The following is a 440-nucleotide window of genomic DNA, read 5'->3' on the forward strand; positions in this document are numbered from 1 at the left end:
AACTTATGCCTATATATTTAATATAGTCTTAATATCATTATTTTTCATGCCATATTATAACGGATTTGAAGTTGCAAAAAGAGATATACTACCAAAATTTGAAAAAATGAGTGAAGAAGATGATGACTATTATTCATATAGATTTTATTTAATAGAAAGAAATTACATTGACAGAAAAATTATTGAAAAAAAAGAAGAAGAAAATAATGTTAAAGTGGTTAAAAGATATAGGAAATATGATGATACTTCATTAAAAGAATATAATATTGCTAATTATAGTAAAATATTAATAGTAAATGAATACAGTGATTTATCAAAAGAAAAAATTGAAAAAAATAAGGTGATTATTGAAAGATTTTTAAATAATGAATTAGATAATTCTAAATCAAAACTTATACCTTTAAGTGTAGAAATTGAAAAAAAGAGTAATGGTAAATATA

The 440-nt window shown here is 19.8% G+C and carries 1 protein-coding gene; it reads left to right on the forward strand.

The features are described from left to right. On the forward strand, positions 1-440 hold a 440-nt coding region (locus AWT72_RS08885), incomplete at both ends, for a hypothetical protein (protein ID WP_197407675.1).

The organism is Oceanivirga salmonicida (assembly GCF_001517915.1).
Classification (GTDB): domain Bacteria; phylum Fusobacteriota; class Fusobacteriia; order Fusobacteriales; family Leptotrichiaceae; genus Oceanivirga; species Oceanivirga salmonicida.